This window comes from Burkholderia sp. AW49-1, assembly GCF_053427845.1.
Genome location: NZ_JBSAXF010000090.1, coordinates 1 through 1,008 on the forward strand (window position 1 = coordinate 1; position 1,008 = coordinate 1,008).

At 63.7% G+C, this 1,008-nt stretch carries 1 protein-coding gene; it reads left to right on the plus strand.

All coding sequences use genetic code 11. The features are described from left to right. Positions 1-1,008 (plus strand): ABC transporter ATP-binding protein (locus ACV22W_RS33520; protein WP_448023817.1); only part of this gene is annotated, 1,008 nt, incomplete at both ends.

The following is a 1,008-nucleotide window of genomic DNA, read 5'->3' on the forward strand; positions in this document are numbered from 1 at the left end:
ACGACGCCTTCGTGCGCATCGAAAACGTCGTGAAGAAGTTCGGCGACAGCACGGCCGTCGACAACGTCAACCTGACGATCGCGAAGAACGAATTGTTCGCGTTGCTCGGCAGTTCGGGCTGCGGCAAGTCGACACTCTTGCGCATGCTCGCCGGGCTGGAAACGGCCACCTCCGGCAAGATCTTCGTCGACGGCGAGGACCTCGCGTCGCTGCCGCCGTACCGCCGGCCGGTGAACATGATGTTCCAGTCGTACGCGCTGTTTCCGCACATGTCGGTCGAGTCGAACGTCGCGTTCGGACTGAAGCAGGAAGGCACGCCGAAGAACGAAATCAAGGAACGCGTGGCCGACGCGCTCGCGCTCGTGCAGATGAGCAAGTACGCGAAGCGCAAGCCGCATCAACTGTCGGGCGGCCAGCAGCAGCGCGTCGCGCTGGCCCGCTCGCTGGTGAAGCGTCCGAAGCTGCTGCTGCTCGACGAGCCGATGTCCGCGCTCGACAAGAAGATCCGTCAGAAGACCCAGCTCGAACTCGTGAACATCATCGAGAAGGTCGACGTGACCTGCGTGATGGTCACGCACGACCAGGAAGAAGCGATGACGATGGCGAGCCGCCTCGCGGTGATGAGCGAAGGCAAGATCGTGCAGATCGGCACGCCGGGCGAAGTATACGAATACCCGAACAGCCGCTTCTCGGCCGAGTTCATCGGCTCGACGAACCTGTTCGAAGGGCGCGTGGTCGAGGACGAACCCGATCACATCTTCGTCGAGAGCGACGACCTCGAGGCACGCATGTACGTGAGCCACGGCGTGACGGGCCCGCTCGGCATGCCGGTCGGCATCTCGGTGCGCCCGGAACGCGTGCACGTGTCCCGCGAAAGACCCGGCTCGCATCACAACTGGGCGCGCGGCGTGGTGACCGACATCGCGTACATGGGTGCGTACTCGCTGTATCACGTGCGTCTGCCGAGCGGCAAGACGGTGGTGTCGAACCTGTCGAGCTCGCACCTGA